The sequence below is a fragment of the Brevibacterium sp. LE-L genome (genome assembly GCF_050214925.1).
Taxonomy (GTDB): Bacteria; Actinomycetota; Actinomycetes; order Actinomycetales; family Brevibacteriaceae; genus Brevibacterium.
In genome coordinates, this window is record NZ_CP189759.1 from 3,914,679 (window position 1) to 3,939,939 (window position 25,261).

21 protein-coding genes are annotated in these 25,261 nt (G+C 66.4%); 7 read left to right on the forward strand and 14 right to left on the reverse strand.

Annotated elements, in window-relative coordinates; all coding sequences use genetic code 11:
- Positions 1-62: 62 nt before the first annotated feature.
- The 4 genes from ACQE2J_RS17740 to ACQE2J_RS17755 all read right to left on the reverse strand — a co-directional run bounded on the left by ACQE2J_RS17740 (position 63) and on the right by ACQE2J_RS17755 (position 5,023).
- The gene (locus tag ACQE2J_RS17740) at positions 63-1,145 is read right to left on the reverse strand and encodes a phosphotransferase family protein (protein WP_135540720.1); all 1,083 of its coding nucleotides are present in this window, start codon (positions 1,143-1,145) and stop codon (positions 63-65) included.
- Positions 1,142-2,404, reverse strand: coding sequence for an acyl-CoA dehydrogenase family protein (locus ACQE2J_RS17745; RefSeq protein WP_426936766.1), 1,263 nt, complete (start codon positions 2,402-2,404; stop codon positions 1,142-1,144). Before ACQE2J_RS17745 ends, ACQE2J_RS17740 begins: the two co-directional genes overlap by 4 nt.
- Positions 2,401-3,180 (reverse strand): SDR family oxidoreductase, encoded by a 780-nt coding sequence (locus tag ACQE2J_RS17750; RefSeq protein WP_426936767.1) that lies wholly within the window; start codon positions 3,178-3,180, stop codon positions 2,401-2,403. Before ACQE2J_RS17750 ends, ACQE2J_RS17745 begins: the two co-directional genes overlap by 4 nt.
- Positions 3,181-3,289: 109 nt before the next feature.
- Positions 3,290-5,023, reverse strand: coding sequence for a class I adenylate-forming enzyme family protein (locus ACQE2J_RS17755; protein ID WP_426936768.1), 1,734 nt, complete (start codon positions 5,021-5,023; stop codon positions 3,290-3,292).
- Between the two features lie 350 nt (positions 5,024-5,373).
- On the opposite strand from ACQE2J_RS17755, the gene ACQE2J_RS17760 reads away from it, so the two are divergent.
- A complete protein-coding gene (locus ACQE2J_RS17760) occupies positions 5,374-5,988 on the forward strand; it encodes a TetR/AcrR family transcriptional regulator (protein ID WP_426936769.1) in 615 nt (204 codons plus the stop codon).
- Positions 5,989-6,312: 324 nt separating this feature from the next.
- On the opposite strand, the gene ACQE2J_RS17765 is transcribed toward ACQE2J_RS17760, so the two are convergent.
- Positions 6,313-7,107: an SDR family oxidoreductase gene (locus ACQE2J_RS17765; RefSeq protein ID WP_426936770.1), complete on the reverse strand. Its 795-nt coding sequence runs from the start codon at positions 7,105-7,107 to the stop codon at positions 6,313-6,315.
- A gap of 172 nt (positions 7,108-7,279) precedes the next feature.
- On the opposite strand from ACQE2J_RS17765, the gene ACQE2J_RS17770 reads away from it, so the two are divergent.
- Positions 7,280-7,432, forward strand: a complete 153-nt coding sequence (locus ACQE2J_RS17770) for a hypothetical protein (RefSeq protein ID WP_426936771.1) — start codon at positions 7,280-7,282, stop codon at positions 7,430-7,432.
- A 22-nt stretch (positions 7,433-7,454) separates the two neighbouring features.
- Here ACQE2J_RS17770 and ACQE2J_RS17775 read toward each other — a convergent pair whose 3' ends face one another.
- On the reverse strand, positions 7,455-8,198 hold the full coding sequence (locus tag ACQE2J_RS17775; protein WP_426936772.1) for an alpha/beta fold hydrolase: 744 nt from the start codon (positions 8,196-8,198) through the stop codon (positions 7,455-7,457).
- Between the two features lie 397 nt (positions 8,199-8,595).
- Between ACQE2J_RS17775 and ACQE2J_RS17780 the strand changes: the two genes are divergently transcribed.
- From ACQE2J_RS17780 to fabG, 3 genes are all read left to right on the forward strand, one after another.
- A complete protein-coding gene (locus ACQE2J_RS17780) occupies positions 8,596-9,858 on the forward strand; it encodes a CaiB/BaiF CoA transferase family protein (protein ID WP_426936773.1) in 1,263 nt (420 codons plus the stop codon).
- Between the two features lie 75 nt (positions 9,859-9,933).
- On the forward strand, positions 9,934-11,097 hold the full coding sequence (locus ACQE2J_RS17785; protein ID WP_135540704.1) for an acyl-CoA dehydrogenase family protein: 1,164 nt from the start codon (positions 9,934-9,936) through the stop codon (positions 11,095-11,097).
- A 30-nt stretch (positions 11,098-11,127) separates the two neighbouring features.
- A complete protein-coding gene (gene fabG, locus ACQE2J_RS17790) occupies positions 11,128-11,940 on the forward strand; it encodes a 3-oxoacyl-ACP reductase FabG (protein ID WP_135540702.1) in 813 nt (270 codons plus the stop codon).
- Positions 11,941-11,998: 58 nt separating this feature from the next.
- Here the strand turns inward: fabG and ACQE2J_RS17795 are convergent, their stop codons facing one another.
- The gene (locus tag ACQE2J_RS17795; protein WP_425119712.1) at positions 11,999-13,312 is read right to left on the reverse strand and encodes an acyltransferase family protein; all 1,314 of its coding nucleotides are present in this window, start codon (positions 13,310-13,312) and stop codon (positions 11,999-12,001) included.
- A 105-nt stretch (positions 13,313-13,417) separates the two neighbouring features.
- Positions 13,418-15,382: an amidohydrolase gene (locus ACQE2J_RS17800; protein WP_135540698.1), complete on the reverse strand. Its 1,965-nt coding sequence runs from the start codon at positions 15,380-15,382 to the stop codon at positions 13,418-13,420.
- A 69-nt stretch (positions 15,383-15,451) separates the two neighbouring features.
- Here ACQE2J_RS17800 and ACQE2J_RS17805 point away from each other — a divergent pair, with 69 nt between their 5' ends.
- Positions 15,452-15,931 (forward strand): hypothetical protein, encoded by a 480-nt coding sequence (locus ACQE2J_RS17805; protein WP_135540696.1) that lies wholly within the window; start codon positions 15,452-15,454, stop codon positions 15,929-15,931.
- A gap of 123 nt (positions 15,932-16,054) precedes the next feature.
- Here ACQE2J_RS17805 and ACQE2J_RS17810 read toward each other — a convergent pair whose 3' ends face one another.
- The 6 genes from ACQE2J_RS17810 to ACQE2J_RS17835 all read right to left on the reverse strand — a co-directional run bounded on the left by ACQE2J_RS17810 (position 16,055) and on the right by ACQE2J_RS17835 (position 21,946).
- Positions 16,055-16,810, reverse strand: a complete 756-nt coding sequence (locus ACQE2J_RS17810; RefSeq protein WP_426936774.1) for an ABC transporter ATP-binding protein — start codon at positions 16,808-16,810, stop codon at positions 16,055-16,057.
- On the reverse strand, positions 16,807-17,910 hold the full coding sequence (locus ACQE2J_RS17815; RefSeq protein ID WP_135540790.1) for an iron chelate uptake ABC transporter family permease subunit: 1,104 nt from the start codon (positions 17,908-17,910) through the stop codon (positions 16,807-16,809). Before ACQE2J_RS17815 ends, ACQE2J_RS17810 begins: the two co-directional genes overlap by 4 nt.
- 38 nt (positions 17,911-17,948) lie before the next feature.
- Positions 17,949-18,983, reverse strand: coding sequence for an ABC transporter permease (locus tag ACQE2J_RS17820; RefSeq protein ID WP_135540789.1), 1,035 nt, complete (start codon positions 18,981-18,983; stop codon positions 17,949-17,951).
- Positions 18,983-19,972, reverse strand: coding sequence for a siderophore ABC transporter substrate-binding protein (locus ACQE2J_RS17825; RefSeq protein WP_135540692.1), 990 nt, complete (start codon positions 19,970-19,972; stop codon positions 18,983-18,985). The genes ACQE2J_RS17820 and ACQE2J_RS17825 overlap by 1 nt, the downstream gene beginning before the upstream one ends.
- Before the next feature lie 182 nt (positions 19,973-20,154).
- Entirely contained in the window at positions 20,155-21,120 is a 966-nt protein-coding gene (locus ACQE2J_RS17830) for an inositol monophosphatase family protein (protein WP_135540690.1), read from the reverse strand.
- 550 nt (positions 21,121-21,670) lie between these two features.
- Positions 21,671-21,946: a hypothetical protein gene (locus ACQE2J_RS17835; RefSeq protein ID WP_425119714.1), complete on the reverse strand. Its 276-nt coding sequence runs from the start codon at positions 21,944-21,946 to the stop codon at positions 21,671-21,673.
- A 244-nt stretch (positions 21,947-22,190) separates the two neighbouring features.
- Here ACQE2J_RS17835 and ACQE2J_RS17840 point away from each other — a divergent pair, with 244 nt between their 5' ends.
- Positions 22,191-25,205: an FAD-binding and (Fe-S)-binding domain-containing protein gene (locus ACQE2J_RS17840; RefSeq protein WP_240689927.1), complete on the forward strand. Its 3,015-nt coding sequence runs from the start codon at positions 22,191-22,193 to the stop codon at positions 25,203-25,205.
- The last annotated feature ends 56 nt before the right edge of the window (positions 25,206-25,261 follow it).

Here is a 25,261-nt window from a genome sequence, read left to right on the forward strand (position 1 = left end):
ATGGCTTCCTTTCCACTGCTTCTTCGGGGTGGTAGTTCTGAACTGCTCTGATCTGCTCTTTTCTAAGCGATGGCGCCTGCGATGGCGTCGGCCGCCTCGATGAGTTCGGGCACTCCGGTCTCCAACGCCCCGGTGAATCCGCCGGCCGCTGGCGCCTCCCCAGCCAGCCATCGGGTGTAGATCGCTTCGCTGAAGATCGCGGCCTTCCACAGGGCGAAGGCTTCATACCAGGACAGCACGGACAGGTCGAGCCCGGTCTTCTCCGCATACCGGGCGGCGAGTTCGGCCCGGCTGAGGAAGCCCGCTTCCGCGGTCACGGGGGTCAGGTCCATGACCGTGCGCGTATGCTCGCGATCCGTATACGTGGCCAGGAAGTATCCGAGATCGGCGAGCGGATCACCCAGAGTCGACATCTCCCAATCGAGGATCGCCGCTACCTTCACCGGCGAGGATGACTCGATCATGGCGTTCCCGGCCCGATAGTCGCCGTGGACGACCGCATGAGCCTGAGTGACCGGAATGTTCGCAGCCAACCACTCGCCGAGGCGGCTCACCTGCGGCAGGGAACGCTGAGTGTTCTTCTCCCACAGGGCAGAGAACAGCTTCACCTGACGCTGCAGGTAGCCGTCGGGGCGGCCGAGCGCGGCCACTTCGGGAACGGTGACGTCGACGGAGTGGAGATCGACGAGGCGGTCGATGAGGGCCTCGCTCAGCGCTTGCCGGTCGGCCGTCTCGGCGAGGAAGTCGGGCAGGGTGTCGGTGACGACGGTGCCCGGCACGAAATCCATGACGTAGAACGGCACGCCGAGGACCGATTCGTCCTCGCACACGTGGTGGATCGTCGGCACCGCCACGCCCTGGCCGCGCAGCACCTGCTGGATCTTCGCCTCTCGGACCATGTCATGGGTTGATTTCGGAATCGGCGGCCTGGGTCCACGTCTCAGCACCACGTCGATGTCATCGCGGCGGATCCGGAAGGTGACATTCGACTGGCCTTCGCCGATGCGGTCCCAGCGGACGGGGCCGGTCCCGATGCCGTGGGCGTCGAGGTAGTCGGTGAGGACGTCGACGATGAGCAGCGGAGGAGCCGACAGTGCGCGCGCCTCGGCGACGGTGGCGACGACGTCGATGAGCTTCTCGGTCATCGGGCCTCCTCTACGATGTCGAGGCGCGGCGCTCCGGCTGCGACCTGCCGACGGCGCTTCGACGAGGCGCGGCGGGAGATCGCGAACTTGTGCGTCTCCGTCGCTCCGTCGTAGATGCGGAACGGGCGGACGTCATTGAGGTACTGGATGAGCGGCAGCCGGTCGGAGACCCCGTCACCGCCGGTGAGCTGGATGGCACGGTCGATGACGCGGTAGACGGCCTCTGAACAGTAGACCTTCGCGATGGAGGACCGGGAGTTCGCTTCCTTCGCGTCCGTGTCGAGTACCTCGGCGGTCTTCGTGATCATCGCATCGGAGGTCTCGATGTCGATGACCGACTGTGCGATGAGCTCCTGCGCGAGCCCCTGACGGGCGAGGATGTCGCCGAAGGCTTCACGGTGCTCGGCCCGGTCGAGGGCGGTGTCGAGGGCGCGGCGGGCCAATCCCAACCAGCGCATGCAGTGGGTGAGCCGGGCCGGTGCGAGTCGCACCTGCGCGTAGGCGAATCCCTTGCCGGCTTCGCCGAGGATCGCCGAGGCGGGCACGCGCACCTCGTCGAAGTGGACGTAGGGGTGGCCGCCGGCGATCGTGCGGTCGACGGTATGGATCGGCTTACCGACCGTCACCCCGGGAGTGTCCCGATCGACGAGGAACATCGTAGCCGCCTGGCCCTTCTTCGCCTGCGCGGCACCGGAGCCGTCGGTCGCGGAGCCGTCGGCATCCTCGGGGTCGGTGGCGGCCATGACGATGAAGAAGCTGCACAGCTCGGCCCCGGAGATGAACCGCTTGTCCCCGGTGATGACCCAGTCGTCGCCGTCTCTCACTGCGCGAGTAGTCAGTGCCGAGGGGTCGGAACCCGTGCCAGGGTGGGGTTCGGTCATCGCGAAGGAGGACCGCACATCGCCACCTGCCAGGGGTGCGAGGTAGCGTTCTTTCTGCTCCTGCGTGGCGATCTGGGCGAGCATGTGCATATTGCCTTCGTCGGGTGCCATGCAGCCCAGCACGGCGGGCCCGATCGGCGAGTATCCGGCTTCCTGGAAGATCGGAGACCAGAATTCGGTCGGCACTCCCTGGCCGCCCCATTCCGTGGGCACATGCGGGGCGAAGACACCGGCATCCTTCGCTTTGGCCTTGAGCTCAGCCAGGACCGCCTCGTCGAGGTAGTCGCCGGGGTGGGGCTCGGCCGGGATGACGACCTCGTGGATGAACGTGCGGGTGCGGGACCGCAGCTGCTCGACCTCTGCCGGGATCCGGCTCATGCTGTGCCTCCTGCTGTGATGAGTCCGCCATCGGCGGTGAGAATCTGGGCGGTGATCCAGTCGGCATCCGACGAAGCCAGGTAGGCTGCGGCGGCACCGATGTCCTCGGGCGCTCCGAGCCGGCCGACCGGGTACGCGGCGGCGACCTCAGCTTCCCTGCCTTCGTAGAGGGCGGTGGCGAAGCGGGTCTTGACGACGGCCGGGGCGATGCCGTTGACGCGGATATCGGGCCCGAGTTCGACGGCGAGGGTCTTGACCAGGTGGGCGACGGCGGCCTTCGAGACGCCGTACATACCGATGCCTTCGCTCGGGTTCTGTCCGGCGACAGAGGAGATGGACAGGATCCGGCCCTTGTTCTCCTTGAAGTGCAGTCCGTTGTGGCCGATCGCACCCTGGATCCAGGCGAGCGTGCCGAGCACGTTGACCTCGAGGATCTTGCGAGCCGCGTCGAGCTCGATGTCGACGGTGTCCCCATAGACGGGGTTGATGCCGACATTCGTGACGAGCACGTCGAGGCGACCGAACTTCTCGGCGATCGTGTCGAAGACCTCGGCGCGGTGGGCCGCGTCATCGGATTTGCCGGCGATGCCCACGGCGCTGCCGACGGGGAACTCAGCGACGGTCTCGGCCAGGGGCTCGGGCTTGCGGGCGGTGAGGACGACGGTCGCGCCTTCGGCCTGCAGACGCTGCGCGATGCCGAGGCCGATGCCGCGGCTGGCGCCGGTGACGAGGGCGACCTGGCCCTCGAAGCGGCGTCCGGTCACTTGTTCGCTCATAGATTCTCCTGTGTTGCGGGTTGTCTGTCGGTGGTTGCCTGTCACGGCCGGTGGAGGTGGTTGCCTGTCAGTGACGGCGGGGTGGGCTGCCTCGGCGTCGGCACGGTTCTCAGTTCTGCGGGGCCGCCTCGGTGCCGGAATTGCGCAGCAGTCTGCGCTGGATCTTCCCGGTATGCGTCTTCGGCAGGTCGGACATGACGTGAACGATGCGCGGGTATTTGTAGGCGGCCAGGCGTTCCTTCGTGAACGCGATGAGCTCCTCGGGGGCGGCCTGCTGACCGGTGCGGAGGGAGACGTAGGCGACGACGGTTTCGCCGCGGTAGTCGTCAGGTTGGCCGACGACGGCGGCCTCGAGCACGGCCGGATGTTCGTAGAGGACGTCCTCGACTTCGCGCGGCCACACCTTGTAGCCGGAGGCGTTGATCTGATCCTTGATGCGGTCGACGAGGTAGATCCAGCCGGCGTCGTCCATGACACCGACGTCGCCGGTGCGCAGCCAGCCATCGTCGAAGGCCGCCTCGTTGGCTTCGGTTCGGCCGAGGTAGCCGGGTGTGACCTGCGGTCCGCGCAGCTCGAGTTCGCCGGCGGTGGTGTCGGTGATGACGGACCCGTCGGCGACGTCGACGATCCGCGCTTCCAACCCCGGGAAAGGCACCCCGATGGCCAGGGTGTCGGTGGCGGGGTCGACGGGTGCCTCGGTGTTCGGTGGGACACCGATGACCGCCGAGGCGGTTTCTGTCATGCCGTAGATGTTGTGGATGTAAAGGCCGAATCGGTTCCGGAACCGCTCCACGGTGGCCGGGGGCACCGGGGCGCCGCCGGAGTAGAGGTAGCGGACGCTTCTGAGGTCGTCGGCGGTGGCGGTCTCGTGTTCGAGCAGAGCGTTGTAGACGGTGATCGACCCGATCGTCACGGTCACCTCGTCTTCACGCATGGCCGTGACGATCTTCTCCGCACTGACGCGGCCGATGAAGTCGAGCGTGATCGGGTGGATGAGTGAGGTCGCTGCACACGCCACGGCTCCGGTGATGTGGAAGAGCGGGGCGATCGCGAGCATGACGTCACCCTCGCCAAGGCTCATCCACGCCCCGTACGAACGTGCCACAGCGAGGATGTTGCGGTGGGTGGCGATCGCCCCCTTGGCCGGGCCGGTGGTCCCGGACGTATAGGTGAGCAGGCCGGCATCGTCGAGGCCGGGCAGCAGGTCGGTGCGGTGGGTCGATGCGTCGGCGCGGTGGGCTGCGAGGACGTCGGACCACGCCTCGACGGTGATTCCGGGTTCGGGGCCGGCCGCCTCGGCGCCGGTGGACGTTGCGGGGGTCGCGCTTGCATCGGTCGAGGTGACGGTGGTGTCGCCGGCGTATTCGTCGTCGTTCGTCGTGAGCACCCAGGTCACGGAGCTGCCGGTCAGCGTTGTCCGGACCTGGTCGAGGTCGCCTTCGTCGCAGATGATCGCCGAGGCGGCCGAATCGTCGATGAGTGCGCGCAGTTCGCGGCCGCGGTACATCGGGTTGAGAACGAGGGGAATGACGCCGATCTTCCACGCCGCCAGCAGTGCCACGGCGAACTGCGGGACGTTCTGGAGGTAGATGCCGATGATCGACGATTTGTGCAGACCGCGGGCGAGGAATCCGCTGACCAGCGCTTCGGCTTCGCGATCGATGTCGGAAGTCGTGAAGGTTCGACCGCGGTAGAGGACGGCACGCTGGTTGGGTGAGGCCGCGACCCGGGCGCGCCACGCGTGGGCTGCGGATTCGTCGTGGATCTCCGGGTCTTGGCCGACTCCGGCGGGATAGATTCGCGTCCACACATGTGCCGTGGAAGCGGTGTCTTCGACTGCCATCAGGTGTCCGTCCTTCGTACCTCGTCGTACTCGGGCAGGTGGTGCCCTTCCGGCACTTTGACCCACCCGACCGATCGCTCGCTCGGTATTGAATGTATCGTAGGTCACGAAACGTTTCGGGCGCAAGAGGCGACCGAGCAGGCAGGCACGTGGCGGACGGAGCAAGCGCATGGTCGACTAGGCGGGCGTGTGGTCGACTAGCTGGGCGCGAATCAGTCGCGACGATCAGGCGAGAGCCTGTGCGAGGATTGCTGGGCACCTATTCGGCGATCCACTGGGCATCTCCCCGCTGATTTGCCCGTAGATTAGAGATGACTTCAGACGATGCATTTGATGAGCAAGGACGACTCGTGAGCGACACATCCGCGACCCACTGGCGCAACTACGACACACCGCTGCTGTCGCCGATCCTCGACGCCGCACTCGAGCGATTCGTCACCGGAGGATTCCACGGGACGAGCATCCGACAGCTCGCCGGAGCCGCCGGCCTGTCGGTGCCCGGCCTCTATCATCACTTCGCGTCGAAGCATGCGATTCTCGCCGAGATCGACCGGCTGGCCATGGAGGACCTGTGGCAACGCAGCATCGCAGCCTTGGCCGATGGTGCGCAGACCCCGCTGGCGAGGTTCGACCGCCTCGTCGAATGCCTGCTGCTCTTCCACGCCCACCAGTCGGCTTTGGCGTTCATCGCCTTCAGCGAGATCCGCGCCCTGCAGGGTCAGCACCGGCGGGCACACATCGCCGCCCGTGACCGGCAGCAGAAGCTGCTCGACGAGGTGCTCGAAGAGTGCGTCGCCGACGGCACCTTCACAACGGAGCATCCTCGCGATGCGTCTCGGGCGATCACGACGATCTGCACGGGCGTGTCTCAGTGGTATCGCCCCGACGGCGAACTCGACCCGGCGGGGGTGGCGAAACGCTACGGCGAGATCTGCGCGCATGCGGCCGGGCTGCCGGCCGAGTAACCGAACTGCCGGCGGAGTAACCGGACTGCCGGCCGAGTACGACGAAGCAAGAGCTTGCGGACTCGCCGATGAATTGACCCTCGCAGCTGTCAGCCACAGAGAGAAATGGTCGCAATCGGATACTTTCAAGGGCTGAAATGTATCCGATTGCGACCACTGTTTGAGTCTTCGTGCCTCCGCGGCCCGGCAACGGCGACCTCAGGCGCTGTCCGCGCCGTCAGACGCCCCGCCGTCAGATGTCCGCGCTGTCAGACGCCCCGCCGTCGGAAGCCCCGCCGTCAGGCGCCCGCGCCGTCAGACGCCCGCGTGTCAGGCAGCCGTGTGTCAGGCGCTGCCGCCGGCGGTGATGACGCCGCCGTCGGCGGTGAGCACCTGGGCGGTGATCCAGTCGGCATCGGCCGAGGCGAGGTAGGCCACGGCCGCGGCGATGTCCTCGGGCGTACCGAGACGCTTGACTGGATACGCCGAGGCGACCTCCTCCTCGCGTCCTTCGTAGAGGGCGGTGGCGAAGTTCGTCTTGACCACGGCCGGAGCCACGGCGTTGACGCGGATATCGGGCCCGAGCTCGACGGCCAGGGACCTCGTCAGATGGGAGACGGCGGCCTTGGAGATTCCATAGAAGCTGATGCCTGGGCTCGGGCGCTCACCGGCGACCGAGGAGATGCTCACGATCCGGCCCTTGTTCTCACGGAATCCCAGCTTTTCGTGGTGGACGGCTCCCTGGACCCATGCGAGCGTGCCGAGCACGTTGACATCGAGGATCTTGCGAGCGGCGTCGAGGTCGAGGTCGATGAGCGGACCGTAGACGGGGTTGATGCCGACGTTGGTGACGAGCACGTCGAGGCGGCCGAACTTCTGGGCGATCGTGTCGAAGACCTCCGCTCGGTGCGCCGGGTCGTCGGATTTGCCGGCGATGCCGATCGCGGTGCCTTCAGGGAACTGCGCGACCGCCTCCTGCAGCGCCTCGGGCTTGCGGGCGGTGAGGATGACCGTGGCGCCTTCGTCGTTGAGGCGCTGCGCGATGCCCAATCCGATTCCGCGGCTGGCTCCGGTGACGAGGGCGACCTGTCCCTCGAAGCGGCGGCCCGAGCGGGGTGAGGTTTCGGTGCGATCTGACATAGATGAACTCCAATGTTCCTGTAGACGACGAGCGGCCCTCGCCGTGAAGCGAGCGTTCGTTCAGTGACCTGGTCTCATCGTATGCAGGTCTGCGACCGAAGACAAGGAGAATCTGGCGCATGCTCGGACGCGCCCGGCACCGACTGCGGGGACAATGGAGGAGTGAACCATCTTGAGCATCACCTCGGACTCCACTCCCGGGCATCCGCTGCTCCGAGCCTTCTCCCCGCTTTCGGTCGCGGCGCAGCGGATGATGGCCGCACGGTACGCCGAGGGGATGAAGCAGCTGCTCTCCTCGACCCTGGATCGTCACAGACGCAGCTGAGCCCCACACCGTTGCCCGCGGCTCAGACGCCGGTCCGCTGCAGAGTCCCGACGACACGGCGAACGGCCGCGACCACCTGGCTCGGCGCCTCCAAGTGCGGAGAATGCCCGCAGTCGTCGATCACTGTGACCGCAGCCTTCGGGAAGACGTGCTCCCACTCCTCGGCGTTGGCCGGAGTCCGCTTCTCATCGAGCCTGCCGTGCAGCACCTCGACCACCAGATCGCTCGACTGACCACTGGCGAGCAGGTCCAATTGCGCCTGACTGCGCAGGATCGAGGCCGCCGTAGCGGCTCCGGCGCGCCTGCTGAACTCGATCATGTCGTCGATCCAGCGCCGAGGCGCTCCCGGCGCCACGTTCTTGAGCGCGAAGCGCTCCCACACCTCGTCGGTCGGGCTCTCGCGCAGTGTCTGAAGGATCTGGTCCACAGCGCCGTGACCGATCACATTCGGACCCGAGTTGATGAGGACCAGCCCGGAGACCAGCTCAGGGTGGTTGAGTGCCGTGACCGCGGCAATGGTGCCGCCGGTCGAATGGCCGACGAGGATCGCCGGCCCTGTGCCGCCCCGGATTCTCTCTGCCACACAGTCTGCTGCACGAGGGATGTCGCAGTGGGGGACGTCGAGCATCCACTCGACGCCGTCAACGTCGAGCCCGTCGGCGCGAAGATCGGCATGGGCCCTCACAGCGTCGTATGACTTCGCCGACATCAGCGTCCCAGGCACCAGCAGAACTCGCTGTTCGGTCAGGCTCGGTTGTTCGTCCACACATTCATCATACGAATCACCTGCGAATTCTCCCTGGAGCTGGCCGCCCTGATTCGCGGTCGACCGCGCCCGAGGCGGTCGGAATCGGTCCATTCCCTGGGCTGCCGGGCTCCCTGGGCTGCCGACCCCTGGGCCGCCGGGCTCCCGGGTCTGCCGGACCCCCTGACCAGCACACCGTCAATACTCTAATCAGCAGTAATGCATGTACATTATTGCTGTTTGCGTTATATGATGAGGCCGAACACACGCCACAGACGTCGCAGTGCCACACCAGCGCAGCCCCGGCGCCGCCCGGGGTCGCCCGGACACCGATCGCGGCCGGCTGCAACCCGGCACCGCCCGAACGCCGGTTGCGGCCGGTTCCGCCAGACCACGATAGACGGGAAGACATTCGCCGATGGAGCAGTCGACCACCGCCGCAGACGATCACCGCCGCTCCCCTGCCCACGACCCTGCCCACGACCCTGCCCACGACCCTGTCCGCTCCCCTGCCCACGACCGCCTCGAGGAGTTCCTCCCCCGCGACGGGTCCGGGCCGCTGTCGGGGCAGCTCGTCGTCGATTTCTCCCGCGTCCTCGCCGGCCCCTACTCGACGATGATGCTCGCCGACCTCGGGGCGACGGTCATCAAGGTGGAAGGGCCCAAGGGCGATGACACCCGACATTGGGCGCCGCCGGTGCGCGACGACGATGCCACCTATTACCTGTCGGTCAACCGCAATAAGTACGACATCGTCCTCGACTTCGCCGACGCCGAAGATCTCCAGGTCGCTCAGAAGCTGGCGGCCCGTGCCGACATCATCGTCGAGAATTTCAAACCGGGCGGTCTGAAGAAGTTCGCACTCGACTACGACAGCGTCACGGAGTCCAATCCGAACGTCATCTTCGCCTCGGTCACGGGGTTCGGCCCGCAGAATCCGCTTCCCGGCTACGATCTGCTCATGCAGGCACTGTCGGGTTTCATGTCGGTGACCGGCAGCCCCGAAGGATCGCCCTACCGCGCCGGAGTCGCTGTCTTCGACGTCATCACCGGGCTGCACACCACGATCGGCGTCCTCGCCGCCGTCGCACACAAGACGCTGACCGGCGAGGGCCAGCTCGTCGAGACCAACCTCATGTCCTCGGCCATGTCCGGCCTGGTCAACCAGTCCGGCGCCTATGCCGCCGCGGGTGTCACTCCGACCCGGATGGGCAACGCCCACCCGAGCCTGTACCCGTATCAGCCGATGGCCGCGAAGTCCGGTGAGCTCATCATCGCCGCGGCCAATGACGGCCAGTTCGCCATCCTCGCCGAGGTGGTCGGACGACCCGATTGGTGCGACGATGCGCGGTTCGCCACCGCGAAGAACCGCAACGCGAACCGGGACGCCCTCGAACCCGAGCTGCTCGAGGCCCTCCAAGCCCACACCGCACAGGAATGGTTCGACAAGCTCTCGGCCGCGGGCCTGCCCTGCGCCCCGATCAATACGATCGCCGAAGGCGTCGAACATGCGAAGAGTCTCGGTCTCGAACCTGTCGTGGAGACCGGCAGCGGCGAGCGCATCATCCCGACGGTGCGCAATCCGATCACCCTGTCGAAGTCCGAGGTCTCCTACGATCTCGCCCCACCCGAACTCGGTGCCGATTCCGACCGCATCCGCGACTGGCTCGACACCCTCTAGACGGCACCCCGCCCGGCACACCAGCAGCTCCACACACCCGCACCGCAGCGACCACCGTTCGAAGGAGACACACTCATGGACACCACAGAACTCGATGACATCCTCGCCGCAGTCCGCGAATTCGTCCGCGAGAAGGTCGTCCCGCTCGAGACGCAGGTCGAGGACGAGGACGCGTTCCCCGAGGCGATCATCAGAGAATCCGCCGAGATGGGCCTCTTCGGCTGGGCTCTGCCCGAGGAGTACGGAGGCCTCGGACTCAACGCCGAACAGGATGCCCTCCTGGCCATGGAACTCGGCTACACGACGCCGTCGTTCCGGTCGCTGTTCGGCACGAACAACGGCATCGCCGGGCAGGTGCTCGTCAACTACGGCACCGACGCACAGAAGTCCGCATGGCTGCCCCGCCTGGCCTCCGGCGAGGTCGTCGCGTCCTTCGCGCTGACCGAATCCGAGGCCGGTTCCGATCCTTCGGGCCTGCGGACGAAGGCCGTGCGCGACGGCGACGACTACATCATCAACGGCTCCAAGCGCTTCATCACCAACGCCGAGGCCTCCGACGTGCTCATGGTCTTCGCCCGCACCGACCCGAACGCCACCGGGTCGAAGGGCATCTCCGTCTTCCTCGTTCCCACCACGGCAGAGGGCGTGACCGTCGGCCCGCACGACCACAAGATGGGTCAGGCAGGCGCCTGGACCTCGGAGATCTTCTTCGACGATGTCCGCGTGCCCGCTGCCAACCTCATCGGCGGGGAAGAGGAGAAGGGCTTCTACGCGGCCATGGCCTCACTGAACAAGGGCCGGCTGCACATCGCCGCGATCTGCGTGGGCCAGTCCATCCGCATCCTCGACGAATCCGTCCGCTTCGCCGCCGAGGCGAAACAGGGCGGGGAGCCCATCGCTCGCTTCCAGCTCGTCCAGGCGATGCTCGCCGATATCTACACCGACACCGCCGCAGCGAAGTCACTCGTGCTCTCGGCCGCACAGCGCTGGGACGAAGGCACCGATCGCAAGCTCGGCCCCTCCTCGGCGAAGCTCTTCGCTTCCGAAGCACTCGCCCGCATCGCCGACACGGGCGTGCAGATCCAGGGCGGAATGGGCTACATGCGCGAGTCCGCGGTCGAACGCTTCTACCGCCACGCCCGGCTGTTCCGCATCTACGAAGGCACCTCCGAAGTCCAGCGCGTCGTCGTCGCCCGGCAGCTGCTGAGCGGCGCGCACAAGCCCCAGTTCAACCTCTGATCGAGCCCGTCTCTGACGAAAGGAATCACCATGACCGAATCCACCACCGCAGCGAGCACCGGCATCACCGTCACCGAAACCGGCGGGGTCACCGCCGTTCCCGGCCTGCTGACCGGGAAGGTCGCCGTCGTCACCGGCGGCGGGCAGGGGCTCGGCCTGGCGATGGCCCGCAGCCTCGTCGACTCGGGCGCGAAGGTCGTCCTCGGCGATATGAATGAAGAGAACCTGCAGGCGGCCGTGACCGAACTCGGCGGTGAGGGCTCCGCGGCCGGGGTCGTGTGCAATGTGTCCGACCTCGATGCCGTCGAGAAACTCGCCGAGGCGGCCACCAGCATCTTCGGCGGCGTCGACATCTGGGTCAACAACGCCGGCATCACCCGCGACTCGACGATCCGGAAGATGACCGAGGCACAGTTCGACGACGTCATCTCCGTCCACTTGCGCGGCACCTGGAACGGCCTCAAAGTCGCCACGGCGCTCATGCGCGAACAGGACCGAGGCGGGTCGATCATCAACGTGTCCTCGATCAGCGGCAAGGTCGGCAACCCCGGACAGTCGAACTATTCGGCGGCGAAGGCCGGAATCGTCGGCATGACGAAGGCCGTGTCGAAGGAGGTCGCGTTCAAGAACATCCGCATCAACGCGATCCAGCCCGGCTTCATCAACACCGCGATGACCGCGGCCATGCCCCAGCACGCCATCGATTCGAAGCTCGCCGACATTCCGCTGGGGCGTGCCGGTGAACCCGAGGAGGTCGCCTCGGTGGTGCTGTTCCTGGCCTCGGGCCTGTCCAGCTACCTCACGGGCACGGTCACCGAGATCTCCGGCGGCCGCCACATCTGAGATTCGCCGAGGCGGGGCGACGTTCGGTCCCGCCTCGGCGAAATCAGTCTCGTTGTGCTCAGTCCTCGGCGGTCCGCCGGCCGGGCAGGCGGACGACGCCGAAGGCGAGCATGCCGACGATCGGCAGCAGCGGCCAGATCCAGGTCACACCGTGCCCGTCGACCATCCCGGTATCGGCCATGATCGCCAGGCCCGCGCAGATCGCGGCCGAAGCGGCGATCGGCATCCATGTCGGGGGTGCGGGACGGTCGTCGGGCTGCGGTGATTCGAAGCGACCGAAGATCGCCACGAGCACTCCGGTGATCGCCAGCAGCGCGATGGCCCACAGCGGCCGGGTCAGCCACCAGATCCCGGTCAGCGGTTCGGGCAGCACAGCGTCGGCGTCGAGGCCGATGAGCACATTGGCCAGTGCCGTGAGCGCGGTCAGGTGCCAGAGGAACCAGGTCATGATGCGCTGATTGACCATAACGGTGACGAACCACAGACCGGGGCTGCGCAGCAGTGCCGCCAGTGGGCGCCTCAGCATGAGGACGATGCCGGCCTGGGCCATGCCGAGGAAGGCCATGGTCACGCGGGTCGGCGAGGAATTCGAGATGGCATCGGTGCCTGCCGTGATCATCGACACCGGGTAGGGGCCGAATCCGACGAGGAGCCCGAGGCCGATCGCGCCGATGGCGAAGAGCGCCGCGCAGCGTTTGAGGCTGGTCAGGCGGTCATCGAGCCAGGCGTAGCCGAACTGGTGGAAACTCGCCCACACGAGCAGGTAGTTCGGGTAGCCGGCGAGTGTGCTCTCGGTGGCGATGCTGATGACGTCGATGACTCCGGCGAGGCCGATGCCGACGATGATCGACCACCATCCCCATTTCTCCCACAGGATCAGGCAGGGTGGGGCGACGATGACGACGAGCAGGTACGCGGCGAGGAACCAGGTCGGCACCAACGCCATCTGGGAGGCCAGCTGCACGGCCCCGGGCTCGGCCCCGGCGGCCACGGCGATGACGCAGGTAGCCAACCACACGAGCAGCAGCGGGATGAGCGGCAGGCCGAGGCGGCGCAGGCGAGCTCGCAGCCATTCGGCATACCCGATGTTCCGCCGCCTCGCCGAGCGCCACGACAGAGCGTTGGAGTAGCCGCCGACGAGGAAGAAGATCGGCATCACTTGGAACACCCAGGTCAGCGGGTGCGTCCAACGGGCTTGATCGAGCAGACCGTGCGGGTTGATGCCGCCGCCGACGCTGACGGCGATGATCGTCCAATGCCCGAGGACGACGACGGTGATCGCGGCCGCGCGGAGGAAGTCGACTTCGCGGCTGCGGGTATCCGGGGTGGCCTCATCGACCTTGAGAGCCTGAGCCAGAAACGAACGAGGCATGAGCGGGGATCCTTCACGGTCAGCGGCCGGGGCCGGTTTGGGCCTGGCCGAATCAGTGGCCCGGCCGGGCGGGGCCGGTTTCGGCGTGGGCGGCCGGGCCAGCGGTCAGGCTTCGTATTTGATCTCGCCGCCGACGACGGTGAGCGCGACACGGGTGTCGCGGATCGCCTCGGCGTGGGCGAACAGCGCTTCTTCGGAATCGTAGCCGAGGAGCCCGTCGGTTCCGTCGACCTCCGCCCGATCCGGTCGTGTCGATGTTCCCTGCACAGCCGCCTCGGCGCTCACCCCTTCGGCCGCACAGGAGTCGGCGTTGAACCCGTCGGCCCGGCAGGAGTCGGCGTTGAGCCCGTCGGCCGCGCACGGATCCGTGTCGACGACGATGAAGTCCGCGTCCATGCCCGGTGCCAGATAGCCGCGCCGCGATTCCAAACCGGCGGCGAAAGCCGGCCCCTGCGTGTGCAGACGGATGGCCTCGGCGGCGCTGAGCCGACGCGCGGGCTGAAAGCTCGTCGATGCGTCCCCTGAGATGTTCGCCCTGGTCATCGCCGCGTAGATCGCGGCGAACGGGTTGGCAGGTTCAACGGGCCCATCGGAGCCGAAGATCACTTGGGCACCCGCAGCGAGCAGATCCGGCCAAGCATAAGCGGCCAGCTGCGCGGATTCGTCGATGAGGTGGAGCAGGTGCAGGTCGGAGATGCAGTGCCGGGGCTGCATGGACGCGAGCACTCCGAGTTCGGCGAAGCGGGCGACGTCGCCCGGCTGGATGAACTGGGCGTGTTCGACACGGTGGCGGAACGGCCGGTCGAAGCGTTCCTCGGCGGCCGCGGTGATCTCGCGCAGACGTTCGAAGACTTCGAGCACGTGGTGGTTGGCTTGGTCGCCGATGGCGTGGATGGCCACGGAGATGCCCGCCTCGGTGGCGATGCGGGCCTGGTCGAAGAGTTCGTCCTCGGTCATCTGTGCGATGCCGAAGTTCTCCGCCTCACCGTCGGTTTCGGGAAACGGTGAGGACATGTGCGAGGTGTGGGAGCCGAGCGCGCCGTCGGAGAAGAGTTTGAGCCCGCCTCTCTGCAGCCAGTCGTCTCCGTCGCCGGTGTGCCAGCCGGTTTCGATCGCCCACGGCACTTCGGGTCCGCGCAGGAAGAGCGTGACCCGCATGTCCTGCCGGTCGGCTTCGCGCAGGTCGTTCCATCCCAGCGTCGAGGCGATGCCGTCGAAGTCGTGGATGCCGGTCAGTCCCTGGGACAGGAACAGCTTCTGCGTGACGGCGAGGCGTTCGACCTGCTCCTCACGGCTGAGTTCGGGGATGAAGCGGGCGACGAGGTCGGTGGCGTCTTCGCGCACGAGGCCGGTGAGCTGCCCGTCATCGTCGCGGACGAAGCTGCCGCCTGAGGGATCTTCGGTCGACGCGTCGATGCCGGCGATCTCGAGGGCGTGGGCGTTGGCCCACAGGGTGTGCAGGTCGAGGGACCACATCGCCACGGGATGGTCGGGCACCTCGGCGTCGAGCAGCGTCCGGTCCGGGCAGGACGGGTCGTCCCATTTGTTGAGGTCCCAGCCGGAGCCGACAACCCAAGTGCCCACGGGGAGGGAATCTGCTCGTTCGCGGATGGCGGTGACCGCCTCGGCGAGGGATTTCGTCTGGGACAGATCGAGGTCGGTCAGAGAATCGGCGTACATGATCGAGTGCATGTGCCCGTCGACGAATCCCGGGAGGATGACCTGCCCGCCGCAGTCGATCTCGTCGATTTCGAGGCCGGGGATGACCGTGGTCGCTCCGACCCCGCCCGCCGAGGCGAGCGCCGCCGTCGTCGACGATTCCGCGGCGGCGATGTCGAGGAGTTCGGCCCGGGTGCCGACGGCGACGATGGTCTCACCGTCGACGAGGATCGCATCGGGTGCGACGGATGGGCGGGTATCGTCGGAGTGGGCGGCATTATCCGGGTGGCCGGCGGTCGCGGGGTGAGTGGATTCGTCCGGGCGAGCGGCATCGTCCGGGTGGGGATCGGCACTGTCGGGGCGAGCGGCGGGCGCAAAGGTGCGCACAACGGCGTTGGAGAACAGACGCATGGGCACCAGTCTAAGTGCCGCCTCAGCTCCCCCACGAGCAGCCTTTCTACCGGGAGTAGAATGCTGGGCATGGCCAACTTCTTCAGCACTCAGGACACCCGGCTCGCGGCGGGAGCACGCATCCTTCTGCCGGCGGTGTGGCTCGGGCTCATCATCGGTATCTCGCTCATCGAGGCGCCGCTGAAGTTCACCGCCCCGGGGATCACGATTCCGCTGGGGCTGGGCATCGGGCGTCTGGTCTTCGGGGCGATGAACTGGGTGGAGCTCGTCATCGCGGTGATCCTGCTGTGGGCGATGCTGAAGACCGGTGTCGACCGTGTCTATCGAGCCCTGACCAGCGGTCTCATCGGCATCCTCATCATCAAGGTCATCGTCATCCGCCCCCTGCTCAATGAACGCACGAATGCCGTGCTCGCCGGCACCGACGACGGCGGATCGGCCCTGCACCTGTTCTACATCGCCGCCGACGGGCTCCTCATCATCGGCCTCGTCACCACGCTCGTCGTCGCCGTCCGTCGTTGGGTGACGGTGCGGCCCGCTGCAGGGTGACGTTCCGTCCCGTCGCCGTCCGACGCCGGGTGACACTCCGCCCCGCTGTGGATCGCCCCACCCAACCACCAGCCACCAGCCACCAGCCACCAGCCAGCTAACCGGCCAGACCAGCCGAACGTGTCAGTAGTAAACGGCCAGCGGCCCGCGCGGACCGTCGATGACTTCGACCGGGGTGTCGAACACCCTGGACAGCACCTCGGCGGTCATCATCTTCTCGGGAGTGCCGAACTCGACGACCTCGCCGTCCTTCACCGCGCAGATGTGGTCGGCGTAGTGACCGGCGAAGTTGATGTCGTGGAGGACGATGACGATGGTCCGGCCCATCTCGGCCGCGGCTCGGCGCAGGTGCTGCATCATCTGCACGGACCGCTTCATGTCGAGGTTGTTCAGCGGTTCGTCGAGCAGCACATAGTCGGTGTCCTGCGCCAACACCATCGCCACATAGGCCCGCTGCCGCTGCCCTCCGGAGAGCTCGTCGATGAACCGGTTCTCCAGTTCACCGAGCTCGAGAAAGTCGATGGCCTGGGAGATGATCTCCTCATCGGCGGTTGTCAGACGCCCCTGCGAATGCGGGAAGCGCCCGAACCCGACGAGCTGCCTGATCGTCAGACGGGTGATGAAGTGGTTCTCCTGACGCAGGATGGACACGATCTTCGCCAGGTCCTTCGACTTCGTCGAACTGACGTCGAAACCGGCCACCGAAATCGACCCCGAGTCCAAGCCCAGCAACCGGCCGATCATCGTCAGCAGCGTCGACTTTCCGGCGCCGTTGGGGCCGACCAGAGCGGTCACTCCTCCGGCCGGGATCTGCAGGTCGACGGGCCCGATCGAGACCTCGTCGCTGTAGGATTTGCGGACCGAGTCCAGCGTGATCACAGGCGCCCCTTTCGCAGGATGACAAGCAGGAAGGCGCCGCCGCCGACGATCTCGATGATGACCGACACGACCCCCTCGGCGTAGAAGATGTTCTTCATGACGAAATACGCTCCACCCAGGACGACGAACCCGATGAGGGCCGCCATCGGGAAGAGCCGCTTGTGGTCATAGGTGTCGGCGAACTGGTAGGCGAGCATCGCGACGAGGAATCCGAGGAAGACCATCGGGCCGATCATCGACACGGACACCGCCATGAGGATGGACACGAAGAAGAGCACTTTGAGCAGTTCGCCCTTGAAGTTCAGCCCCAGGTTGCTCGTCATATCCCGACCCAACGCGAGCACGTTCAACCGCGACGAGCTGAGGTAGAGGCCGAGGCACGCGAGCACGCACAGTGGGATCGACACCGGCAGGTAGCTCGAATCCGAGTTCGAGATCGATCCGAAGAGCCGTGCGGAGAGGATGTCGAATTCGCTCGGCGTCAGCGTCCGCTGCATGAATGTCGCGACCGAGCCCAGTCCCCCGCCGATGACGACGCCGATGAGCAGCATGAGTGCCACCGACGAGTGCCGACCGGACAGCAGCCACCCGTAGAGTGCCAGCGACAGCCCGACCATGAGCGCCAGTTGGACGACGAATGGGACGAGCCCCTTGAGTTCGACGATCGCGGTGACCCCGAAGAAGTACATCGCCGAGGTCTGGATCGCCACGTACAGGGACTCGAATCCCATGATCGAGGGCGTGATGATCCGGTTGTTCGTCACCGTTTGGAAGGCGACGGTCGCGAAGGACTGGCACAGTGCCACCATGACGATGACGACGAGGTTCGTCAGCCGCAGCTTCGCGATCAGCCAGAAGCCGGGGTCGTTGATGGGCATGGGATTGTCCCACGCCAGGATGCCGCCGGCGATACCCGCCGAGGCGAGCGCGAGGACGATGATCATCGTCCAATATCGGCGCACCGACCTGGCCGTCGGCAGCGGTCCGGACGCACGCTGAGCAGAGGCACCCTGAGCAGCGGCGGAACCTCGCCGAGGCGGCTCACCGTCCCGCACGTCCGCAGCGGCCCGGCCGGCCGCCTCGGCGTCGGTGTTCGTCATGGGGTCTGCGGGGATTTCGTCCTTTGCGCGCACGGCACTCACCCGACCTTCCGCTGACGCAGCAGCAGGGCGACGAACACGGCAGCGCCGACGACGCCGAGGATGAGGGAGACGGGGACTTCGAAGGGCATGACGATGATCCGACCGATGAGGTCGCAGACAGTGACGATGGCGATGCCCAGCAGGCACACCCACGGCAGATTCGAGCGCAGGTCGTCGCCGCGGACGAGTGAGACGATGTTGGGCACGATGAGTCCGAGGAACGGCAGGTTGCCGACGACGACGGTGACCACGCCTGTGGCGACGGCGACGAAGACGGTTCCCAGCAGCAGGATCTGGTTGTAGTTGAGGCCGACGTTCGTGGCGATCTCCTTGCCCAGGCCGGCCACGGTGAAGCGGTCGGCGAGGATGAAGATCGCGACGACGACGGCCGCGACGATCCACAGGGTCTCGTACTGGCCGCGCAGAATCGAGGTGAAGCTGCCTGCGAACCAGATGCCCAGGCTCTGCAGCATATCGGTCTGAACGGCGACGAAGGTCGACACGGCACCGACGACGGCGCCGAGCATGATGCCGACGATGGGCACGATGAGCGAGGATTTCAGTGACACTCGCCGGAGGAAGAGGAAGAACACGAGGGTGCCGACGAAGGCGGCGATGATCGCTCCGACCATCCGCGCGACGATCGAGGCATCGGGGTAGACGATGACGGTGAGCATGAGCCCGAGGCCCGCCCATTCGGTGGTGCCGGTCGTCGTCGGTTCGACGAAGCGGTTCTGGGTGAGCAGCTGCATGACCAGCCCGCACATCGCCATGGCCGCTCCGGCCAGGACGAGGGCGATGGTGCGCGGAATCCGCGTGATCTGGAACATCTGAGCACCGCCGTCACCGCCGAAGATGTCGTAGACACCGGTGAACAGCGAGACCGCGAGCAGGAGGGCGACCCCGAGGACGCCCAGCAGCAGCGGCCATCCGAAGAGGGGTCCCTTCGCCGAGGCGGCCCCACGTGGAGACTCATCCGGCCGGTTGCCTCGGGAGTCCTTCCGACGTCGGGCCGCCTCGGCGATGGTCATCACTTCTGGTCTTCGAGCTTCTCAGCGAAGTCGTTGAAGAACTCCGTGTAGGTCTGAATGCTCTCGTTGAGGTAGGTGTCCTCGGGGAAGTACACGATCTTCTCGTCCTTGATCGCGGGGACGTCCTTGAGCGCCTCGGAGTCCTCGAGCACCTCGGCGGCCGGGGCCGAGCCCTCATCGCGCTTCTCCGGCGCGAAGGAGGCATCACGGTCGAGGACGATCATGAGGTCGGGGTTCGACTTCGCGATCGCTTCGACGGAGACATCGTCGCCCTGATGGTCCTCGGTGCCGTCCTCGACCTCGAGGGCCGGGGCGAGGTCGAGGATGTCGAACACGGGCCCGACGGTGCGTCCGACCGAGGGAGCGGCATAGCCGATGTCACCGGCCGAGGTGATCAGCCCCATGGCCTTGTCATCACCGTCATAGGCGGACTTGGCGCGGTCGATGGAAGCGTCGAAATCATCGACGAGCTTCTTCGCTTCGTCCTGCTTGCCGAAGATCTCGCCGAGCACCGTGGTCTGACGGCGCAGCTCGTCGTCGAAGTCCTCGTCGTCGCGGGGATCGAGTTCGAGCACGACCGCCTCAGGGGCGAGCTTGGCCAGATCGTCGTGGAACTGGGCGAAGCGCTGGCCGTTGATGATGAGGTCGGGCTTGGCTTCGACGACCTTCTCGAGGTCGGGTTCGCGGTGGTTGCCGAGGTCGAGGATCGACTCGTCCTTCGTGTAGTCGAGGTCGTCGCTCATGAGGGACACGGCTCCGCCGCTGAGTTCGACGCCCCAGTCGCTGAGAGTTTGGAACGTGCGGTTGTCGGTGGCGACGACGGACTCCGGCGGGGAGTCAACGGTCTGTTTGCCGTTGTTGTCTTCGACCTCGATCGTGGTGTCAGCGCCGTCGGCCTGTGCCGAATCGGAATCAGAGGAGCCGCAGCCGGCCAGAGCAAGAGCGACAACGCCTGCCAGGGCGCTCAGTTGAAGGCGAGTCGAAACCATGGGGTCCTACTTCCTGGGATGAACGAATCAGAGAAACGTGTGCACACACTGAAAGTAAGCTTAGCCTATGCTTTGAAAATAAAGTCAAAGAAATATGACGTTATCTGCATCACACCTGATGAGCGGTTTGCGGCGCAGAGAGCCCAGCGCGGCTCGGCCGGCGCGGGCGGGGCGAGGTCGGTTCAGATGGCGGCGACGAGCCGATCGACCTCGGCCTGGGCGTCGGCTGCGGCGGTCGGACCGCCTGCTCCCCCGCGGCTGACCTTGAGTCCTGCCTCTTCGACGATGACCGCACCGCCGGCGTAGTCGTAGATGCCCAGGCCCCGTTCGGCGTAGCCGTTGACGCGGCCTTCGGCGACCATGCACAGGTCGATGGAGGCCGCGCCGCAGCGCCGGAGATCGTCGTAACCGCTCATAAGGTTCTCGAGTTTGGCCAGCTGTGGGCCGCGATTGTTCCCGGTGTAGGCGAACCCGGTGGCGAGCAGCCGTCCGGACAGCCCGCTCGGCGTACCCCGCAGCCGGCGGGCGGGAATATTCGCCGAGGCGGCCGTTCCGTAGTCGGCCAGTCGACCCTCGACCCGGTAGGCGCCGAGGCCCTCGGCCGCCAGCCAAGTGGCACCCAGCCCCGGTGAGGCAACGAGCCCGATGCGCCAGCCGCCGAGACCGAGACCGGGATCGGTGTCCGGCTTCTCGCAGACACCGACAGAGAAAGCATGGTGTTCGATGTTCCGGACATAATTCACGGTTCCGTCGATGGGGTCGACATGCCACTCCAGCGCCGGGCCGTCGTCGCTGAGGTCGGCGAGCAGCCGCGCCTCGGCATCGTAGGCATGGAGCCGGCGAAGGATATCGGCCGAGAAGAATTCGACCGGGTCGAGTGCGTCCGCCCCCTCCTCGCCGACCATGAGATCGTGGGGCCTGACCCGCGAGAGGTACCCGCGGACGAGTGCCTCGATCTGCGCATCGGCCTTGGTGACGAGGTCGTTCGGCGAGGTCTTCGTGTCGACGACCCGCGCATCGAGGCTCGCTCCGAGCAGTGACCTCCAGGCGAGCATCTGCTCCCAGGCCATGACAGACAGGTCGGACGCGATGCGAATGAGGGGAAGGTCGACGATCTCAGCGGGCAGTGATTCGGGCTCGGAGTTCATATCGCCACTCTAGACAAGACGCCTCTCACCACGCCTGCGGGTCCGGAGTCCGGTCGGCCGCACGCCGAACGCCCCGGACCCGCGGTGCAGCCGAACGCCCGCTATCGGGGCGTGAACAACCGGTCCGCCTGTAACAAGACTGCAATACTGCGGCGAGTATGTCGTTCTTGTATCTAAGCCGCTGATAGCCGCATCATGCCGTGGGAGCTCACCAATTGACCTGCCCACGAACCCGCCCGCAGCTGCCGGTGTCGGTCGCGGGGAACTTCAGTTTCGCATCGACAGATCGAGCGAATCAAAACATGATTATCCATATGGGCCGAACTGCCGGTTCCCGTCATTACACACCACCTGCCCCATTGTCAGCACAATGAAAATTCCTGTCGCCGAACGGCTCCGAGAATCGGCCATACAACGGTCAGGTACCGCCCATGCAATACACAAGGGCGGTGACCCCATCTCGCCGATGGATCACCGCCCCTGTTCGAGCGCGGGAAGAATGAAGGTCCGGGGAGTCGATGCTTCTTGCCTCGACCCCTTGATTCCGGGCTCAGACGGGGTCTGCGACCTCCGATTTCGGTTCGCTGCGCTTGACCGGTCCGTGCCGACGCACGATCTCCTGCACCGCCTGCGAGGAGGTGCCGGCCGCCTCGGCGATCGCCCCGAAAGTCGCGCCCTCTTCGCGCGCCCGAAGAATCGCCATCACATAGTCGGTGTTGATTTTCGATCGCTGCCGAGCGACCTTTCTGACCGCCCCGACTAATGCGGCCTGATCTACTGTCAATTCACGAGCTCGACGAGACATGGCTTCTTCCCTTGCATTCATGTAGTGGCCCCTTGCCACGAATTGGTGTAGTCCCATTAGATACCACGAATATGTCAATACACCAAGAATTCCCGGATATAGGAACTCAAACTCCACAAAGCCGTCGTTCTGAGCTTGTCTGATAACGAAACGATAACGGTTCCGGTGTTGCCCGATGACCCTGACGACCCTGCAGGTGTGGGCGGAGGATCTCGAGAGTGAAAGGGTCTCGATGTTCCGGCAACCCAAGTGGCACAATGCGAACATGACGACTATGGCCCATCCCACCGGAGCGAATCGGGCGACCGTCGACGAAGACGAGTCCACGACAACGCTTCCCGCCACCCTCGCGACCGAGTTCCGCGCAGTCGGCATCCGCGACTTCAGCATCGACGACACGGACCGTGCCGCCTACTCCTCCGATGCCTCGCTCTTCAGGCTTGTGCCCGCCGCCATCGTCTTTCCCCACGACGAAGAGGAGGTGCGTGGCGTCCTCACGATCGCCCGCCGCCTCGGCGTGCCGATCACCAGCCGCGGAGCCGGCACCTCGATCGCCGGCAATGCCATCGGCCGCGGCATCGTCCTCGACTTCTCGCTCCATATGAATACCGTCCTCGACCTCGACCCCGACGCACAGTCGGCCTGGGTTGAAGCCGGCTGCATCCACGCCCACCTGCAGGAGAAGGCCAAACCGCACGGTCTGCGCTTCGGTCCCGATCCGTCGACGCACACCCGCTGCACCATCGGCGGAATGATCGGCAACAACGCCTGCGGCCCCCGCGCCCTGGGCTACGGACGCACCGGCGACAACATCCTCGCGCTCAAGGTCATGCTCATCGACGGCACCGTCGTCACCCTCGACGACGCGGACGCCTCCGCGACCTTCCCGCGTCTGCACGAACTCGTCGCCGAGAACCTCGGCACCATCCGCACGAACTTCGGCACCTTCTCCAGACAGGTCTCCGGCTACGGGCTCGAGTCGCTCCTCCCGGAGAACGGCTTCGACCTCCGCCGTGCCTTCGCCGGCACGGAAGGCACCTGGGGTGTCATCCTCGCCGCGAAGATACGCCTGGTCAAAGACCCGAGCTTCACCTCAGCAGTGGTGCTCGGCTACGAGGACATGGTCGCGGCCGCCCATGATGCGCCGCTGCTCAAGGACTTCCCCGTAGCCGCGTGCGAAGGCCTCGACTCACGCATGCTCAACCGAGTCATCGACACCAAGGGCGCCGAGGCGGTCCCCACGCTGCCCGAGGGCGCGGGCTGGCTCGTCGTCGAGCTCACCGGTGAGGACGAAGCCGAAATCGAGCAGGAGACCCAGCGCCTCATCGCCGAGTCGCAGGCCCTGGACTCCTCCGTCCTCGACGCCGCGGCCGCCGCCGAGGTGTGGGCGATCCGCGCCGACGGCGCCGGTCTGGTCTCGCGCACCCCCGATGGTCGCGACGCCCACGCCGGGTGGGAGGATTCAGCGGTCCCGGTCGACCACCTCGGCGATTATCTGCACGATCTCATGGCTCTGCTCGACGAACACGGCCTCTGGGGGATCCCCTATGGTCACTTCGGTGACGGCTGCCTGCACATGCGGGTCGACTTCCCGCTCGAGGACCCGACCGGACCGCAGGTGATGCGCGACTTCATGGTCGCGGCGACGAAGCTCGTCGCCCGCTACGGCGGTTCGGTCTCCGGTGAGCACGGTGACGGTCGGGCACGTTCGGAGCTGCTGAGCCTCATGTACACACCGGCGGCGATCGATCTGTTCGCCCAGGTCAAGAAGCTCTTCGATCCGCAGCATCTGCTCAACCCCGGTGTCATCGTCGACCCGGATGCGCTCAATGAGTCGCTCCGACTGACGCAGCTGCCGTTGCGGCAGGAGCTTCCGGGACAGTTGGCGATGGCCTATGAGGGTGAGTCCGCGGGCTTCGCCTCGGCGGTGCATCGGTGCACCGGCGTCGGCAAATGCCGCGCGGATTCGGCGGCCGCCGGCGACATCATGTGCCCGTCCTACCAGGCCACACGCGATGAACGGCATTCGACCCGGGGACGCGCTCGGGTGCTGCAGGAGATGGTCTCGGGCGATCTGCTCGAACCGAAATGGGACTCGCCTGAGGTGCACGAAGCTCTTGACCTGTGCCTGTCGTGCAAGGCCTGCGGGACCGAGTGCCCCACCGGAACGGACATGTCCACGTATAAGGCCGAGGTCCTCTACCAGTCCTACAAGGGCAAGCTGCGGCCGATGAAGCACTACTCGCTCGGGTTCCTTCCGCAGCTTGCGCGCCTGGTCACACCGGTGGCGCCGGTGCTCAATCGGGTGTCGGGGCTGCCGGGTCTGTCGACCGTGGCGAAGCGGATCTCCGGCATCGATGTGCGCCGGTCGATTCCGCAGTTCGCGGCCACGACGTTCCGCAGATGGTGGACGTCCAGCGCCGAGGCGGAGTCGCGTTCGGGCGCGGACGCGGCGCCCAGCGCGAAGGCCCAGAATTCGGGTGCGCAGTCATCCGGGGCGCAGTCATCGGGTGCGCAGTCGGACGAGTTGCGGTTGGTGCCGCGTCCGAACGCCGAGGTGATCCTGTTCGCTGATTCCTGGTCGAACCATTTTGCTCCGCGCATCCTCGCCGCAGCCGTGGCCGTGCTCGAGCACGCCGGCGTCACAGTGCGGGTGATCGATCAGACCGTGTGCTGCGGCCTGCCGCTCATCTCGACCGGGCAGCTCGATGCGGCAAAGGCGAATCTCGCGGAGACGATCACTGCCCTCGACGCCACCGGTGATGTCCCGATCGTCGGCGTCGAACCTTCCTGTCTGGCCACGCTCAAGGACGATTCGGCCAAGCTGCTCGCCGATGACACCTCGCGTCGGGTGGCTGCGCGCGTGCAGACCCTTGCCGAGTATCTGCTGAGCATCGGTGCCGAACTGCCGGATCTGTCCGGGGTCGACGCACTCGTTCAGCCGCACTGCCATCAGTCGGCGATCTTCGGCACCGCTGCGGACAGAGAGCTGCTGGCCCGGACCGGCGCCAGCACCGAGTTCATCGGCGGCTGCTGTGGCCTGGCCGGGAACTTCGGCGTCGAGGAAGGGCATTACGAGACCTCGGTCGCCGTCGCCGAGGTGGCACTGTTGCCGGCGCTGCGAAAGCGCGGCAAAGCGGGGACGGACGACTCACGGCTGGAGGTCGTGCTCGCCGACGGGTATTCGTGCCGGACTCAGATCACGGATCTCAGCGACGCCGAAGGCGTGTCATTGGCCGAGCTGATCGCCTGGGGGTGGGGGCTGGAACCGCGCCGTTAGCGCGGGCGAAGCGCCGCCTCGGCGAGAGCGGATCTGCACCTCGGCGACGCGGATGG